General features: G+C 41.6%; 10 protein-coding genes. 9 read left to right on the top strand and 1 reads right to left on the bottom strand.

Annotation, left to right across the window (positions count from 1 at the left end):
• Positions 1-60 precede the first annotated feature (60 nt).
• The gene (locus C3B55_RS02545) at positions 61-1,551 is read right to left on the bottom strand and encodes a leucyl aminopeptidase (protein ID WP_129211197.1); all 1,491 of its coding nucleotides are present in this window, start codon (positions 1,549-1,551) and stop codon (positions 61-63) included.
• Positions 1,552-1,856: 305 nt separating this feature from the next.
• Here C3B55_RS02545 and lptF point away from each other — a divergent pair, with 305 nt between their 5' ends.
• From lptF to C3B55_RS02500, 9 genes are all read left to right on the top strand, one after another.
• Entirely contained in the window at positions 1,857-2,972 is a 1,116-nt protein-coding gene (gene lptF / locus C3B55_RS02540) for an LPS export ABC transporter permease LptF (protein WP_129211195.1), read from the top strand.
• Entirely contained in the window at positions 2,969-4,051 is a 1,083-nt protein-coding gene (gene lptG / locus C3B55_RS02535) for an LPS export ABC transporter permease LptG (RefSeq protein WP_129211193.1), read from the top strand. Before lptF ends, lptG begins: the two co-directional genes overlap by 4 nt.
• Positions 4,052-4,157: 106 nt before the next feature.
• Positions 4,158-5,957 carry a translation elongation factor 4 gene (gene lepA, locus C3B55_RS02530; protein ID WP_129211191.1) on the top strand — a complete coding sequence of 600 codons (1,800 nt, stop codon included), beginning with the start codon at positions 4,158-4,160 and terminating at the stop codon, positions 5,955-5,957.
• A 5-nt stretch (positions 5,958-5,962) separates the two neighbouring features.
• A complete protein-coding gene (gene lepB, locus C3B55_RS02525) occupies positions 5,963-6,817 on the top strand; it encodes a signal peptidase I (RefSeq protein WP_129211189.1) in 855 nt (284 codons plus the stop codon).
• A gap of 183 nt (positions 6,818-7,000) precedes the next feature.
• On the top strand, positions 7,001-7,681 hold the full coding sequence (gene rnc / locus C3B55_RS02520) for a ribonuclease III (RefSeq protein WP_129211187.1): 681 nt from the start codon (positions 7,001-7,003) through the stop codon (positions 7,679-7,681).
• A gap of 2 nt (positions 7,682-7,683) precedes the next feature.
• Positions 7,684-8,586, top strand: a complete 903-nt coding sequence (era, locus tag C3B55_RS02515; RefSeq protein WP_129211185.1) for a GTPase Era — start codon at positions 7,684-7,686, stop codon at positions 8,584-8,586.
• Between the two features lie 540 nt (positions 8,587-9,126).
• Positions 9,127-9,897 (top strand): pyridoxine 5'-phosphate synthase, encoded by a 771-nt coding sequence (pdxJ, locus tag C3B55_RS02510; protein ID WP_129211183.1) that lies wholly within the window; start codon positions 9,127-9,129, stop codon positions 9,895-9,897.
• Positions 9,898-10,932: 1,035 nt separating this feature from the next.
• The gene (gene tadA, locus C3B55_RS02505) at positions 10,933-11,427 is read left to right on the top strand and encodes a tRNA adenosine(34) deaminase TadA (RefSeq protein WP_129211181.1); all 495 of its coding nucleotides are present in this window, start codon (positions 10,933-10,935) and stop codon (positions 11,425-11,427) included.
• Positions 11,428-16,138: 4,711 nt separating this feature from the next.
• Positions 16,139-17,545 (top strand): amino acid permease, encoded by a 1,407-nt coding sequence (locus tag C3B55_RS02500; protein WP_129211180.1) that lies wholly within the window; start codon positions 16,139-16,141, stop codon positions 17,543-17,545.
• Positions 17,546-17,743: the final 198 nt, after the last annotated feature.

The following is a 17,743-nucleotide window of genomic DNA, read 5'->3' as shown; positions in this document are numbered from 1 at the left end:
GGTCATTACAGTTCCTGAGACTTGGCACCGCCAATCACTTCCTGCGCAAAATTTTAAGTTTTAGGCTTTGGCACGATCTATCAAGTACTGGGTAATTAGTGGTACTGGGCGTCCGGTTGCCCCTTTATCCTTGCCGCTGCTTGTCCATGCTGTACCGGCGATATCTAGGTGCGCCCAATGAAAGTTTTTAGCGAAACGTGACAAGAAGCAAGCAGCGGTTATGGTGCCTGCCTTGGAGTTACCAACATTAGCAATATCAGCAAACGGACTGTCAAGTTGCTCTTGATACTCATCAAACATAGGTAGTTGCCAGACACGGTCGTCGGCAGCCATGCCAGCGCTGAGCAGTTGCTCGATTAATTCGCCATTGTTACCTAACAGGCCTGAGGTGTGTGAGCCAAGAGCAACTACGCAAGCACCGGTCAGAGTTGCGATATCGATCACGGCGCGTGGATTGAAGCATTCGGCGTAAGTTAGTGCATCACATAGCACTAGACGACCTTCTGCGTCAGTGTTGAGAATTTCTACAGTCTGGCCGCTCATCGTAGTAACGATATCGCCAGGACGCGTAGCGTTGCCGCTCGGCATGTTCTCAGCACAGGCCAAGATGCACACCAGATTTATTGGTAGTTTAAGTTCTAGTACGGCATGCAGCGCACCAAATATGCTGGCAGCTCCGCCCATATCGTACTTCATTTCATCCATACTAGCACTTGGCTTGAGACTAATACCACCAGTGTCAAAGGTGATACCTTTACCGACTAGTACATAAGGCTTCTCGGACTTGATGCTGCCGCTATATTTCATCACAATTAGTCGCGACTGTTGATTGCTGCCTTGACCAACAGCATAAAACGCGCCCATACCTAGTTCCTTGATTCTTTTCTCGCTAATTACCTCAATCTTGAGGTCCTTAAACTTTTTGCCTAGTGCCTTAGCTTGTTCGCCAAGGTAGATTGGGTGACAGACATTTGGCGGCAGGTTGCCCAAGTCGCGTGCAAACGACATGCCATTAGCGATGGCGGTAGCGTGGGTTACGGCACGCTCAACTTCAGCTTGGGTGATTTTCATAGTGAGCAAGGTAATTTTTTGTAAAACACGTGGTTCGGTTTTCTGGCTCTTGAACTGGTCGAAGATATAACCTCCGTCTATCAGACTTTCAACCAGTAGGCGGGTCTTGCCGTAACTATCGCGGCCTTTCACGATAATTTCATCGAGCGCCAATACAGCATCAGTGCCGCCTAGGCTTTTTAGGGTAGCGAGAATCGTGCTGACAATCTTGCGGAATGGGCGGTCGTCTAGTTCTGCATCTCTACCTACGCCTACGAGTAGCACGCGGTCAGCTTTAAGATTAGGAAGGCTTTGCAGTAGCAGGCTTTGCCCTACTTTACCAGCAAGATCACCGCGCTTAAGAATAGCACCAATAGCACCGCCGCTCAATGCATCCAATTTCTTGGTGGCAATGCCAATCTTGCGCCATTCTCCAACAGAGACCACTAGTGTCGCAGTTTTTAATGTTTCAGGGCTAACGCTTTTTACAACCAATTCCATTTTTGAGTCCCTTAATATAATCATGCTCAATTAGCCTGAAGCATGTAATTCAGGCTTGAAAGCAAGATGGCTTAGCAATGCAGTCATGTAAGCTCACTGACAATGCCGTAGTTTGAACCTCGCAGACAAAACCTGACAACCTTTCTGGCACGTTTTGTGTCTTTGACATGAAATGGCTTCGTGACAAATGAAGCTAGATTACAGAATAATGCACAAGCTTTAACTTGCACCGTACGTACTGGCTGAACCAGTATACAAGCCGCTTATTTGGCTGCCTTAGCCATCGCAACTATGGAGTGTTTTGTTTGATTGTCTTCCGTCATCTATTTCGTGAAGTTCTATTGACCCTAATTGCTGTTAGTGCAGTATTACTAATCATCACTATGAGTGGTCGCTTCATCAAATTTCTTACCCAGGTAGCCTCTGGTGCTCTTGATCCGAATGCTTTATTCCTAATCATGAGCTTTCGACTGCCGAGCTTCTTACAGTTAATCTTACCGCTTGGATTGTTTCTCAGTATTTTGCTAGCCTATGGCCAGTTGCACCTTGAAAGTGAAATGATCGTGCTCTCGGCTACAGGCATGAGCCAACAACGTTTGCTGGCAATAACTATGGTGCCGGCCGCCGGTGTTGCTTTAGTTGTAGCATGGTTAAGCATGAGTCTTGCACCACATGGTGCTATGCAGTTCCAGTTACTGCTAAATAAGCAAAACGCAATGACAGAGTTTCACACCCTTGAGCCAGGGCGCTTTCAAGCACTTAATAACGGCACACGGGTGACTTATACCGAAACCATGACAGATGACCGTTCTAATTTAGGTGGTGTATTTATATCGCAAACAAACTTTGTCCAGAACCATAAAGACTATGGTATTTCGATTTTAGTAGCCAATAGCGGGCGCCAGGAAGTACGCCCTGACGGCAGCCGTTACCTAATCCTAGAAAATGGCTTTCGTTACGATGGAAGCCCCGGTCTGGCAAATTATCGGACGATTAAATACGATACTTATAATATATTGCTTGCTAAGCCTGAAGCTAGTGAAGAAGTTACCGACTGCGATGCACTACCAATGTCGTCACTTTTCGGTACAACAGAACCGCGCTCTGTTGCTGTCTTGCAATGGCGAATTTCCTTGCCGCTACTTGTATTTATCGTAACCTTGATGGCGGTTCCGCTGTCGCGTGTCAATCCACGGCAGGGCCGTTTCTTTAAATTATTGCCTGCAATTTTACTATATATGGTCTACCTGACTACCCTGATTGCTGCTCGTGGCTACCTGGAAAAAGGCAAGTTGTCGCCGGCTATTGGTTTGTGGTGGGTGCACTTGGTCTTCTTAGTAATCGGCCTAAAGTTGTTCTACTGGGAATCTATCTGTTTAAAAATAAAGAGTTGTTATTTACCTAAGGGAGTTGGTTCGTGACTAAGCTGGATAGTTACATTGGTGGCAGTGTATTAATCTATATTATGGCGGTATTAGGTATTATTCTTGGTCTGGCTTCTTTATTTGCTTTTATCGATGAAATTAGCAATGTAACCGACACATACACGGTTATAGATGTGTTAAGCTACGTTGCACTCACTGCACCGCGTCGTCTATACGACTTGATGCCGATGGCGGCGCTAATCGGTTGCCTCATTAGCTTGGGCGGTCTAGATAGTAACAGCGAATTGATCGTCATGCGTACTGCCGGTGTTTCTATTTGCCGTATCGTCTGGTCAGTGATGCAACCAATACTGTTGATGATGGTGTTCAGCGTACTAATCGGCGAATACGTAACGCCACTGACCGAAGCTAAAGCACAAGCCAATCGAACCCTAGCCAGGGATTCAGGGGATGCACAGAGCGCTAAACACGGTCTATGGCATCGACATGGTAATGAGTTTATCCACATCAATGCTGTGCAGCCTGGCAATTTATTAGTTGGTGTAACGCGTTATACTTTCGATAAAGAAAGGCATATGCTGGCTTCTAGTTTTTCTAAGTGCGCGCAGTATTGTGATGAGAGAAGATGGGAGCTATATGAAGTTACAACAACTTATTTTCGTAATGTGGGCCAAGGTACCAAAGCTTATACCGAAGTGATCAATATACCGTCCGAACAGTGGAATATTGCTCTACAACCGGAACTGTTAAATACCGTACTTATGATCCCGGAAAGCTTGTCTATCTCAGGTTTGTGGGGATATATTCACTACCTTAAGGGTCAGGGTTTGAACAATGGACGTTACTGGCTGGCGTTTTGGGTCAAGCTATCACAGCCGCTGGTCACCGCTACGCTGGTATTTATGGCTATTTCGTTCGTCTTTGGCCCTTTACGTGCCGTGACAATTGGTCAACGCGTATTTACCGGCGTACTAGTAGGCTTCACCTTTCGTATTGCACAGGACCTGCTAGGCCAATCAAGCTTAGTATTTGGTTTCTCTCCGCTGCTCACAGTGTTAGTGCCGACTATTATGTGCACCTTAGTTGGATTCTGGCTGCTAAGCCGAGCTAATTGACACCGCATTTATAAACAAAAAAATAACGTATAATCTATATATTATAATATAATACGTGGATACTTGTAGCAGATAATCTATCTGCAGCTTTTTTGAGTATTAATACTTGAGTGATTTGAGTCATATCCGTAATTTCTCTATTATAGCCCACATTGATCATGGCAAGTCGACGCTAGCTGATCGATTTATTCAAATGTACGGCTGCCTTGCTGAACGTGAAATGGAAGCCCAGGTACTGGATTCCATGGATCTCGAGCGTGAACGTGGGATCACTATTAAAGCCCATAGCATTACTTTGTACTATACTTCTAAAAATGGTATCAAGTACCAGCTGAACTGCATTGATACTCCAGGTCACGTTGATTTCACCTATGAAGTTAGCCGGTCTTTAGCAGCCTGTGAAGGCGCCTTACTGGTTATTGACGCTGGGCAAGGCGTTGAGGCTCAATCCGTCGCTAACTGCTACACTGCGATTGAGCAAGGTCTTGAGGTCATGCCAGTGCTAAACAAGATTGACCTGCCCCAGGCAGATCCAGTCAGGGTAAAAGAAGAAATCAAAAAAATTATAGGCATTGACGCCACTGATGCCGTTGAGTGCAGCGCTAAAACTGGTTTTGGCGTTGATAAAGTTCTTGAGCGCCTAGTAAAAACTATTCCTGCTCCTACTGGTAATTACGAAGATCCGCTACAAGCATTAATAATCGACTCATGGTTTGATAACTACTTAGGTGTGGTGTCTCTGGTGCGTGTGCGCCATGGTTATGTAAAGAAAGGTGATAAGATTTTAGTTAAATCTACCGGCAAGACCTACCTAGTAGACAGCGTCGGTATATTTAACCCAAAGCATACCGCCACTGTTAACTTAAAAGCCGGTGAAGTAGGCTTCATTATAGCTGGTATAAAGGAAATTCACGGCGCACCAGTAGGTGATACCCTGACTTTAAGCTCTACACCTTATATAGACGTGTTACCTGGTTTTAAACACATTCGACCGCAGGTTTATGCTAGTCTATTCCCGGTCAGTTCTAGCGACTTCGAAGATTTCCGTAAAGCGCTACAAAAACTTACCCTCAATGATTCATCTTTGCAGTATACTCCGGAAAGCTCCGATGCCCTAGGTTTTGGTTTCCGCTGTGGGTTCTTAGGCATGCTGCACATGGAGATAATCCAGGAGCGCCTTGAGCGCGAATACGATCTAAACTTAATCACAACTGCACCAATGGTTATTTTTGAACTAGCTTTGAAAACCGGTGAAACGATTTATGTGGACAATCCATCTAAGCTTCCAGATTTATCATCTATTGATGACATACGTGAGCCGATCGTGCGGGCTAATATTTTAGTACCGCAAAAACATCTAGGCAACGTTATTAACCTATGTATCGAAAAACGTGGCGTGCAACATAGTATGTTGTTTCTTGGTGCTCAAGTTCAAGTAACCTACGATTTACCGATGCACGAAGTAGTCTTGAACTTTTTCGACCGTCTCAAATCCACGAGCCGTGGCTATGCTTCACTGGAGTATTGTTTTAATCGATACCAATCGGCAAATTTAGCAAAACTAGATTTACTAATTAACGGCAATAAAATTGATGCATTAGCGCTGATCGTGCACAAAAACAACGCACATTCTATAGGTCGACAATTAACCTGTAAAATGAAAGAACTAATTCCACGCCAGATGTTTGATGTTGTGATCCAGGCTGCTATTGGCGGGCAGATCATTGCACGTACCTCAGTCAAGTCTCTTAGAAAAAACGTACTAGCTAAATGCTATGGCGGTGATGTAAGTCGTAAACGCAAGCTGATTGAGAAGCAAAAGATCGGTAAAAAACGCATGAAGCAAGTTGGTAATGTGGAAATTCCACAAGCAGCCTTCCTTGCGGTGCTTAAATTGGATAGCTAGATCTTATGTCACTAAATTTTCCGCTGTTACTGGTCATCGCCGCTGCCGTGTGCGGTCTTTTAGCATTACTTGATCTATTATTTTTTACCCCGAGTCGACGGGCGGCTATTGCGTCCTATGAGGGAAGCGTTAGCCAGCCAGATGCAGTGGTAATTAAAAGATTGAACAAAAAGCCTTTGCTAGTTGAATACGGCAAGTCATTTTTCCCTGTATTGTGTATTGTGCTGGTTCTGCGTTCGTTTCTAGTGGAACCGTTTCAGATCCCTTCTGGGTCAATGATACCTACCCTAGACGTGGGTGACTTTATTCTGGTAAATAAGTTTTCCTACGGGATCCGCCTGCCGGTTATCAACAAAAAAATTATCTCAGTTGGTGATCCGCAGCGTGGCGACGTGATGGTATTCCGCTACCCAAGCAACCAAAATATTAACTATATTAAGCGTGTAGTTGGTTTACCTGGTGATGTTATTCGTTATACCAGCAATAAACGCTTATTTATCAACGGTGAGCTAGTTACAGAGAAATTGATTAGCACCGAGCCGAGTACCCTTGGTAGTGCTGAGCTGTACCAAGAAAAATTAGGGGCAGTAGAGCATGAAATACGCAAAGAAATGAGTATTTATTACTTGCTATCAGACACTGAATGGACAGTGCCTGCTGGGCACTACTTTATGACTGGCGATAATCGTGATAATTCCAATGACAGTCGTTACTGGGACGATCCTAATATTCCCAAGAACTTACTTGGCATGGTTCCTGACGAGAACATTGTCGGTAAAGCCTTTGTTATTTGGATGAGTTGGTCAGAACCTAAGCTCAGCCACCTGCCAAACTTCTCGCGGGCTGGCCTCATCAAGTAATACTGGCGGTACCGTATACAAAGCGTCTGATATTTTTTTCTAAAGAGCTGGAAGGTACAGTCATTCATCACAAGGCTTAATGCGATAATAAGCTAGATTTGAATTTGAACGCTATATTAGATCAGCGTCAACCAACCTGTATGCCATCAGCTAGATATACACCTAATTAGGTATAAATAAATCGTGACTGTTTTGCTAAGTTGTTTAGAGCGTCAGCTCGGCTATGTCTTTAAAGATCAGGAGTTGATGGTTCTTGCCCTTACGCACCGTAGTTTTACTGGACGTAATAACGAACGCTTAGAATTTCTCGGCGATGCTATTCTTAACTTCATTGCCGGTCAAGCACTGTTCGAGCGTTTCCCTCAGGCCCATGAAGGCCAACTGTCACGCCTGCGTGCGCGTCTAGTAAAGGGTGAAACCCTAGCCATGCTAGCCCGTAGTTTTGGGTTAGGCAAATACCTACGCCTAGGTTCTGGTGAACTGAAGAACGGTGGCTGTTGCCGTGCATCAATTCTAGCTGATACTATCGAAGCTATTATTGGCGCAATCTACTTGGATGCAGGCATTGAAGCGGTTAAGAAGCATGTCACCGCATGGTTGCACTTCGAACTCGAAAGTCTAACGCTCATTGATACTCATAAAGATCCCAAGACTAGGCTGCAAGAATTTCTGCAGGCACGGAGGTGCGAGCTGCCATGCTACACATTGGTGAATATCCAAGGTAAGCCGCATTGCCGTACATTTTTCGTAGAATGTGAAATTATCTTATTGAATAAAAAAAGCCTAGGGCAAGGTATGAGTCGGCGTATTGCCGAACAGTTAGCGGCAACCGCAGCACTGATTGCCCTAGGTGTGGAAGAATAGCTGTGACTAATCTAACTATCAAACGCTGTGGCTATGCTGCTATCGTTGGCCGCCCAAACGTAGGTAAGTCTACGCTGCTGAACCATATTCTTGGCCAGAAGCTGGCGATTACTTCGCGTAAGCCGCATACAACCCGCCATAACATGTTGGGCATTAAGACCGAAGACAACGTACAAACGGTTTATATTGATACGCCTGGCATACATAGAGGTAGAAAAAAAGCCATCAACCGATATATGAACAAAACTGCCTTAGCAGCGTTAAAAGACGTAGACGTGGTGATTTTCATGATCGACCGTAACAAGTGGACTGACGAAGATCAAATAGTTCTAGAATGTGTACGGCATGTTACCGGCCAGCTGATTGTCACGTTGAACAAAACGGATCGCCTTGAAGTCAGAGCTGAGTTGGTACCGCACATAAGCTGGCTACAAGAACACCTACCAAACGCCCAAATTATCCCAATCTCAGCCCAAAGTGGCCATAATCTTGATGTTTTAAAGCGCATGATCGCTAAATATCTACCGGAAAATGAGTACTATTTCCCAGAAGACGAGATTACTGACAAGAGCAGCTTATTTCTAGTTGCCGAAATGATCCGTGAGAAAATCATACGCCAAATAGGTGCCGAGGTACCGTACCAGATCACCGTTAAAACTGAAGAGTTTAAGCAGCAGGGTAAAGTCTTACATGTCCATGCGCTGATTTTTGTAGAACGTGATGGTCAAAAAAAAATTATCATTGGCGACAAAGGTGAGCGCATCAAGCGTATCGGTACCGAAGCACGGAAGGATATGGAGTTGCTATTTACTTCTAAAATCATGCTGAACCTTTGGGTTAAGGTGAGTAGTGGCTGGTCAAATGATGCGCATACGCTGCGTTACCTTGGCTACGGTGATTTGTAAAAACGCTACATTGTGTTTTGCGCTGCTCTTTTACTCCGCAAAAGACTTGTTATTTCCAGCTCCGCGTCTCTTAGATTATACAGCATGGCCATGCGTAGCTGCGCCTAACATTAGATAAAGTTGCCTTAATGGATTTCTTTAAACTTTAAGACTTGCTTACGTGTGGTATTGCGTAGCATACAGGATAAATCCAAGCCGTTAGAGCCATGCTGCTTCGCGCTTTTGAATGGTACCTACTACTCAATGTAGTTTAGCTATTTCTTTAGAGATGAGCAAAAAACTTACACAGCAGAAACTGATCGTTATATATAGCATATAATTCCTACAAGTCTAAATTCATTTTGAACGTAGTATATATGCTACATTCTGGCCTGCCCTAAATCGCTAAACTAGTAGTTATAAGTTAAATTAGTTAAATAGCCACAGGTATTAGCAATATATTTATATAAGACAGCCGCTAGTGCATTATGAATTTTTTTGAAAGGCATAATAATCACATGTACACTGCACAGTATGTCTTTGCTTTTTTAGGAGCGTTTCGTGGCTACTAGTAATCGCATTCTTCTTGGGGTAAATATTGATCACGTTGCTACTATACGCCAAGCTCGTGGTACCCGTTACCCAGATCCAATTAAGGCTGCACTTGATGCCGAAGAAGCTGGTGCCGACGGTATTACCGTACATCTGCGTGAAGATCGTCGTCATATCCAGGAACGTGATGTACTGCTGCTTAAAGACGTACTACAAACTCGTATGAATTTTGAAATGGGCGTTACCGAAGAAATGATGGTATTTGCCGAGCGTATCCGTCCAGCGCACATCTGCCTAGTGCCGGAAACTCGGAAAGAACTAACCTCTGAGGGCGGCCTTGATGTGGTCAACAATGAAGCAAGGATTAAAGCAGCGGTGGCGCGTTTATTGCGAATTTGTAGTGAAGTATCGCTTTTTATTGACGCAGACGAATGTCAAATCGTAGCCGCAAGCCGTGTAGGCGCGCCGGCCATAGAGTTACATACTGGCCGTTACGCTAACGTTACTGCACCGATAAAGGTATTAGATGAACTACAACGCCTTATAGCCGGCGTTAACTGCGGCCTGAACCAGGGCTTAATAGTTAACGCTGGCCATGGCCTAAACTACCAAAACGTCGAAGACATAGCTATGATTAATGGTATTAACGAACTCAATATAGGCCATGCGCTGGTAGCGCACGCGTTATCTGTTGGCCTTAAAAACGCTATAGTCGAGATGAAGACGTTGATTCTAGCATGCCGCTTAAGGCATGCGATAACATATGTGCAAAAATTTTGAAGATTCTACACTAGGTCATAGTGTGTTTTTTAAACGTAAAACAATAAAGATTCTGGCTATATAGCCAGGTGAGATATATCGCGCATATTCTTTGTTAGATTTTTACCTATATCTATATTAAGTATATGAGGTTTTTTAGTTATGCTCCTTTACTAGTCAACAAGTCCCTACTAAATCCTATGGGTCAGGCCTTTATTTGTGTTGGTGATGTTAACACCTTTAATCGCTACTGTATAGGGAAAGTTACAGAGGTAAAACTAGTTGTGATTACTAGCTGACTATCGCTTAACCTTATGCCAAGATAACAGCCTTCACTCGATAAAACTAGATTCACCACATTAATATTAACATTCCTGATGTCACAGCATGGCTCAACGTACTATAAGGCAATCTCATTGAGCTACGCCTATCTAGCAAAGAGTGCTAATTTATGCCTGGCAAGTATACTACTATCTAGTTAAACTAGACACTAGAGGTAAATATAGAGTTGTCAATTCATAACGATTTAATACGTACCTACATGCTTTGCATGTATGTTTCATACAAGACGTTTGCTTAATGATTACTTGTTCTGTCAGTCGATTAGATTGATAAGCCATAATCTGTCAATACCAAAAACTGCACTCCAATTTAAAATTGGTTGATACATTTTCAGTGGTATGGTAGCAGTCCTCTAAGCCTATGGCAGATTAACAATAATGTTTTGGATATCACTAACAAAACTTGCTTTAACTACTAGATAATTAAGTTCTTTTAGAAGTACAAAGCTTCAATTTTATAATTGAAGAGCATGACTTGGTACCCATATATAATTTACGTGCCTGAAATGACTTTTAGGTGATCTTGTTAAAATTATCAAAATTACAACATAGAGTCTCTTACTTCATTAACATCTATATTTACTTGGTAAGAATCACCGTATCTATATAAGCCTTAGTGAAGGATAATTCAAGACAAGAATTTCCATTGCTATGTGATTGACTATATTAAAACTAGCTAGGTAGTAGTTGCCATTGAGATAAAGTCATATATCAGATGAGCCAAATAGAGATTTTTGACCACAGTCGCGACCAGTACTTTATGCGTGACGCTCTTGCTCTTGCTGCCCAAGGCGCCGCACGAGGAGAAGTGCCAGTAGGTGCGGTATTAGTGCAAAATGGTGCAATCATAGGCCGTGGTTTTAACTGCCCAATTAGTAGTAATGACCCTAGTGCCCATGCTGAAATAGTAGCTATACGCATCGCTGCGACAGTTATTAGTAACTATCGCTTGGTAGATAGTACGTTGTATACAACCCTGGAGCCGTGCAGCATGTGTGCAGGCCTAATCGTGCATTCGCGTATTACAAGGTTGGTATATGGCGCGCTGGAGCCTAAGGCCGGGATTGTACAGAGCCAAGGGCGTTTTTTTACTCAGGGTTTTCTCAACCACAGGGTACTATTTAAAGGTGGGGTGCTAGCTGAAGAATGTAGGACAGTATTGGGTGATTTTTTCAGGGCTAGACGGGATGGTAAGCTTATCTCAATTTAATTGAATAACTCGATTAACCTGCTATCACAGGTTAATCTCCGTCGTTTTAAGGAAACACGATTAATGCCTGACGATACTTGTCTGTTTGATCTTACGCTGTTTATCGACTATCTATTTTGCTCACCTTTACATAAAACATGTAATTGATATCACCGCACGCCGTATCCACAATATCAATGCTATATTAGATAGAAAAACTACACCTATACGCATATGCGTATAGGTGTAGTTTGATGATAGCACCTAGCTTGCTTGGCGCCTTCAATCACTAAGATTTACAGAACTAAATTGACACCTTGCATTAAATAATCTTTCTGCGTAAACAAGTATTTTGTTCTATAACCAACGACGATACATGAGGCTTATGGATAGTATATTTAGGTTTTACAAATAGCGCTACTCCGTCTGGAGTTAGTAGAAAAATAGCTAGCTAGGTAATGGTTACGCCTCTCATGCTGCTTAGCATTTATACCGAACATGCGTCACATGTGATAATTGTTGTTGTGAAAACTATATACATTCATAATGCGTTTACTTTGTAAGATTTAGATATGGCACAATAAGTAATCATCCGTATTTTACTATCAAGTTGCGCTTGCAGAACATGCAGCCTGCATAGCGATAGATGTACCGGTCAAGTATAGTTAAGCGATAGATAAATTAAGTATAACAAAGCAATCAAGAAGGACAAATTAATATATTAAGATTATGATAATAGATTTTTAATCTAACATGCTAACATGTCTTTATAGTATTTTTTCAAGCCTAGTAGGCCTTATAAAGTATATGATGCCAAACTTCTAGGTAGTTTAAGTTAGATATAGTCATTATCATGTTTAAACGCAATATAAAACTTGGTGAGATATACGTATTTTAATAATTTTAATTGGTGGTATCTCTGAAAAGATTAAATACCCTCAGGCGACTACGTTTAGCGAACGTGTTAAGACAACGATGGACGTTCACCAGAGAAAATAAATGGTATGGTAAGTTTAGTGTTACTACTGACGCAGGTCATCATTAAAATATGAATAATTCGATTTAGATTATGCCTGCCGGCGGCAATTCCAAAAAAATATTACGTTAAAGTTATTGAGGTATTTATGGTAAGCGCTGAACTAGCGTCGTGAAATTATTCACCGATATTAACAAGTCTTTTAGATATCGGTATGCACACTAATGACTATGCTTGGATTGCATAACGACTACTAAAAATAGAGTGCGATCTCTACCCTAAACGCAACAACTCACTAACGTGCAAAACAGTACTAAAATTAGCAGATTGTTTAGGCCGTAGTAGATCAGGATGCTGAATACTACGGTGCCTGCGCCTAACGTGAATATCAAAAAACCAGTTCCCTGCAGCAGCCAATAACTGTAATAAGTTCTCAGGTACTTCAGTTACACAACTAGGCAGTCTGCTAGACTTATAATAAATATAGTTACTAAAGTTAGGCAAACAAGATATTGCTAGCAGAATTTTGGATGAACTAGCAATAGGTGGTGTTGGGGTTTATTTAGCAATATGAAGATTAGATCTTCATTAGTTTGAAGTTAGAGTTGGCATGTCCGCGTAATTACACCTACGCTTATGCTTTACCTGGGAGGTGGGTAAATGGCACGTAAGTAAAAGTGGCTTGTATTGGTTAGTCATTAAAAATGGTAGAAGTAAGCTGACAGTATTAACAGAGTTACTGTTGATTTAAAATAAAAGGCGAATATAGCTAAAAATTAGATAAGCTTGTGACTGCAATAAAACATTGTGATGATAGAGCTGACCAGCGATTAAGCCAGTCTAGGCAATAGACAACAACCAGAATAATGCTGTTGCTAAATCCGCTAAATGTGTTATAAAGTATACCTTTATGTCTTCTTTCATATATCCAGGTAGCTCTTAAAGGCTACTATGGTTTTGCTTCAGTAAAATTAGCTCATGAATTTTAACTTCACATCATAATAACTTTTTCACACACCACTCACGTTAATTATTACCATGTGTCTGGTTGATGTTAGCTGATCCGTCATGTCGATGCTTCTTCAGTGGATAATTACTTGCTAATTATAACAATACGCTAGCCATAGTTATTACAGCACTTAGGTTGTTTTTTCTCTGTAGCACTTTCTAGCATATGCAAGTGAATAAATGCCTAGTTGAAAAGCTTCGTATCAAAACCAAATTATTTTCAGTTTACACTAATCTAGCTATAGCCAATCTTGGCTAACTCATTCATTGTTTCATCAAATTATCAGTTAAGCTTGAAGTCGCGATTTAATTTAAAATCGGTATGGCTTCGATCAGCAAGATCTCACGCCGCTATTTATGCTAGTGTAGATTAGGATATTGATCACAATCTGTACTGGATCACAATATTGCTTGTTGAAGAACACCAGCATGTCGAGCTAGCTTTCCATATTTTTTTGTTGTTGATCATGGTTGCTGGATTTTACTCATCCAGTTACTTAATAGTCACATTATACACTAACCAGCTAAAGTTATTTCTTTAGCTAACGCAAATCAGATTACTACGCATAGTCTTCGATTGACACATCTATAGCGCTATTGCTAATGGTTAGGCTTGGTTTGTTTGATTTGCTAACTTTTACTAAATTTTTAGGCTATTAAGTAGCGCTTTAGCGATGGTAACTTTTAGTGATAGAACCAAATAGACAAATAACTTATGCGCGGTCCAGCCACTGGTTAGGAATCGAATCCAGAGTGTTTTAGGTATATACAAATAGTATTTTAAGCAAAGTCTAAACGCAAGTCTCGGTGGTGGTTAGATTTAATATTCTGTGAATGATTAAGAGTTCTATCCACACCCACCCAACAATGCCATAAGTCAGATCTCACTTGGGATGCATTATTTTCATATCTTTTGAGTACTTCTACTAACTTTGCAGGCAGGATATGAATGTATCCAAGCAAAATGGATCTATTATTTTAATCTCATCACGCATGCTACTGACGTGTAAAATGTAAAATTGCTAGCCGTGGATCTGTATGACTTAAATCTTATCCGGTAGGTTTTTGCCTGAGTAAAGTTAAGCGAGTATTACAAGATGCTTTGTGTTTAGTATTTTCGAAGTCAGCAACGTTATTAAGATCAATGTTCTAGTGGTGGTGCTTGCTAATCGCTGATGGGGGTGCCCCATCATGAGGCATACAGGTTAAATACGGTATGGTTGCAGTGTTTGCTATGTTGATATTGAAATAGCACCATACTAAATAAAATTTATACAACAAAGCTTAGCTAATATGGGAGCTAAGGTTACGTTTGGCGTTATGTTTCTTCATCAACCACTAAAGTATACCAGTAACTTAAAGCCTTTAGAAATTTTTATTGACTTTATTGGTGCCGAGTAATATATGGTGAGTTTGTTGCAACAGCTTGATTTAAGTAAGTAGCGAAGCTATGTAGTAAGTCGCTTGATAACGTTAAATTGCATGTTGTGTTAAGCAGCTAGCTTTAGCTAACGTCATCCTAAACACTTCCACATAAATAGTGTTATCTATATGGAAGTCATGCTGCTGCATAAACGATTTTAATAGCTATTAGTACTTTGTGCCTAGATAACAATTGTTGCTGGTTTTCATGCGGACACACAGGCTATCTGATGTTAATTCGAGCAGAGTGAAGTTTTGGTGCGTCTACAACGTATTAGCAGGTGCGCAAATCTACACGATTTGTGACTAAACTACCCTGACAATGCTTGTGTATTTGGCGACGTAATTAGCCTAGTTTGGATTAGTCGCAAGTTTTGATTAAAAAAGATTTTTAAATCACTAAAGGCAGGATCGTAAAAGGGTTTGAGTGTAATTACTATTAGTAAGCTAGTTAGTTGGTACAAAAAACAATATATGTTTGTTGGTTATCATTAAGCCAAAATAGATTTTTTTAGCATAGAGCACAAATAGGTTACACTTAATGTAATCTATACGTTAGCAAAAAAATTACGCTTAGGACTAAATAGCATGACTACGCTTTAACAGACACAACAGGAAGCTATCAATAACGCTATAACTAGCTATGCGGGAAGAATAATCCTGTACATGCATAAACAATGGTATTGCTATAGATAGGCTACAATTTATTAAAAAGGTTTATAGGTAAGGCTTTGCAGGTAAAAAAGTTTATATCTCTTTAGCTGCGTGGTATGCCTCAGAACTACTGGCTTAACTCAGTGTAATTAATCAGAACAAACGCTGCATGTAATTTAGCGTAAGTTGTTTATAGGCTCAGGCGCTGCCAAGCTGTCTTTGTAATTTTAAAGTTTGAATTTATTCAGTTTATTGCAATGGAAGCCATAGTTGATTAATCCTGTGTGCAGATTAAGCTGACTTACTTGAAGTTTAGTAACTAGCTAAGTGCTAAGTGTTGTAAATGAACTATGTATTTTTTTATATCAGTGGCAGTATTTATAGTGGGCAAGTCAGCTTATAGCAAGTATATATTGCTGGCGACTAAGTTTTATAGCTTAATGTAGGTTAAATGCTTTTGTTCCATGATGTTCAGTCATTCGCTTCCACTAAAATATCTATTTTGCATAGTGAAAATTTGCCTCAAGCTTTTTATACTGCACGCCATGCTGATCTTGCTAGGCAAGTAAGGCTGCTATTAGGCAGGTCAGGTTTCAGCAAGAGTATAAGCTCATTGTCTCATACCCTGTTGACTCTACAGATAATCCAATAACAAAATGAGGTCGTACTCCTATGTTAGCCGGCAACCCACTGCTTCATGGTGAAACTGCTCAAGGTAGCCTTCTTAAGCGCGAACTTAGTGAACGACATATTCGTCTAATGGCCCTTGGCGCATGTATTGGCGCAGGCTTGTTCTTTGGCTCAGCCAAAGCGATTGCGCTAGCTGGGCCATCGATTATGCTTTCCTGTATTGTTGGTGGCCTGGCGATTTTAGTGATTATGCGCGCACTCGGTGAAATGGCAGTATACAATCCAGTTGCTGGTTCGTTCAGCCGATATGCCCAGGATTACTTGGGCCCATTGGCAGGTTTTCTTGTTGGTTGGAATTACTGGTTTCTATGGCTAGTGACCTGTATGGCAGAAATCACTGCTATCGCTGTATATATGGGCATCTGGTTCCAAAATGTGCCGCGTTGGATCTGGGCTATGGCAGCCTTGGCTAGTATGAGCACAATCAACCTAATTGCAGTAAAAACCTTCGGGGAATTTGAGTTCTGGTTTGCACTGATCAAAATCTTTACAATTATCGCTATGATGATTGGTGGTATCAGTATCATTGCATTTGGTTTTGGTAATAACGGAGTAGCTCTCGGAATTACCAACCTGTGGGTCCACGGCGGCTTCATGCCTAACGGCGTTACGGGCGTATTAATGTCTTTGCAGATGGTGATGTTTGCCTACTTGGGTGTAGAGATGATTGGCCTAACTGCCGGTGAAGCGAAGAACCCACAGAGAATTATCCCAAATGCTATCGGTTCTGTGTTTTGGCGTATCCTACTCTTTTATGTAGGCGCGTTGTTTGTGATTCTATCGATCTACCCATGGAATGAAATTAGTACACAAAGTAGCCCATTTGTAATGACTTTTGAGCGTCTAGGTATCAAGACTGCTGCGGGTATTATTAACTTTGTAGTGATCACTGCGGCACTGTCATCTTGCAGCGGTGGAATATTTAGTACTGGGCGTATGCTCTATAGTCTAGCACAGAACGGCCAAGCTCCAGCTACTTTTGGAACCACATCGAGTAATGGTGTACCACGTAAGGCATTACTACTCTCGATATTTATGCTGTTGCTAGGCGTATTGCTTAACTATATGGTTCCAGAAAAGGTTTTTTTGTGGGTCACCTCCATTGCCACCTTTAGCGCAATCTGGACCTGGCTTATGATTCTGTTATCTCAGCTTAAATTCCGTAAAAGCCTGAACGCAGTCGAGGTAGATTGCCTCAAGTACCGCATGTGGCTTTATCCAATTAGCTCGTATATGGCGCTGGCATTCCTGATACTAGTATTAGGTCTGATGGCGTATTTTCCGGATACCCGTGTGGCGCTATATGTGGGTCCAGTTTTTTTAGTGCTGTTGATGGTATTGTTCTATGCGTTTAAACTAAAGCCTACTAATGCATCAGTGCTCGCTTAAACCTGTTGTGCAGGTACTTAATACATCAAGCTACTTATAAAATTGCAACTTTGTTGCTGTTTAGGCTATGGCCACACTGAGCACCAGGCTTGTGTGGTGTTTATTGAATTTTAACTAAACTTATCCTATCACGCCATCAGTGCAATCACTACTAGCATAATGAAAAATTGCATGATAAAGGCATCATCTGTTAAATCT

This window comes from Candidatus Pseudomonas adelgestsugas, assembly GCF_004124255.1.
Classification (GTDB): domain Bacteria; phylum Pseudomonadota; class Gammaproteobacteria; order Pseudomonadales; family Pseudomonadaceae; genus Aquipseudomonas; species Aquipseudomonas adelgestsugas.
The sequence above is the reverse complement of the archived record's forward strand: the minus strand, read 5'-3'. Positions and strand labels throughout refer to the sequence as shown.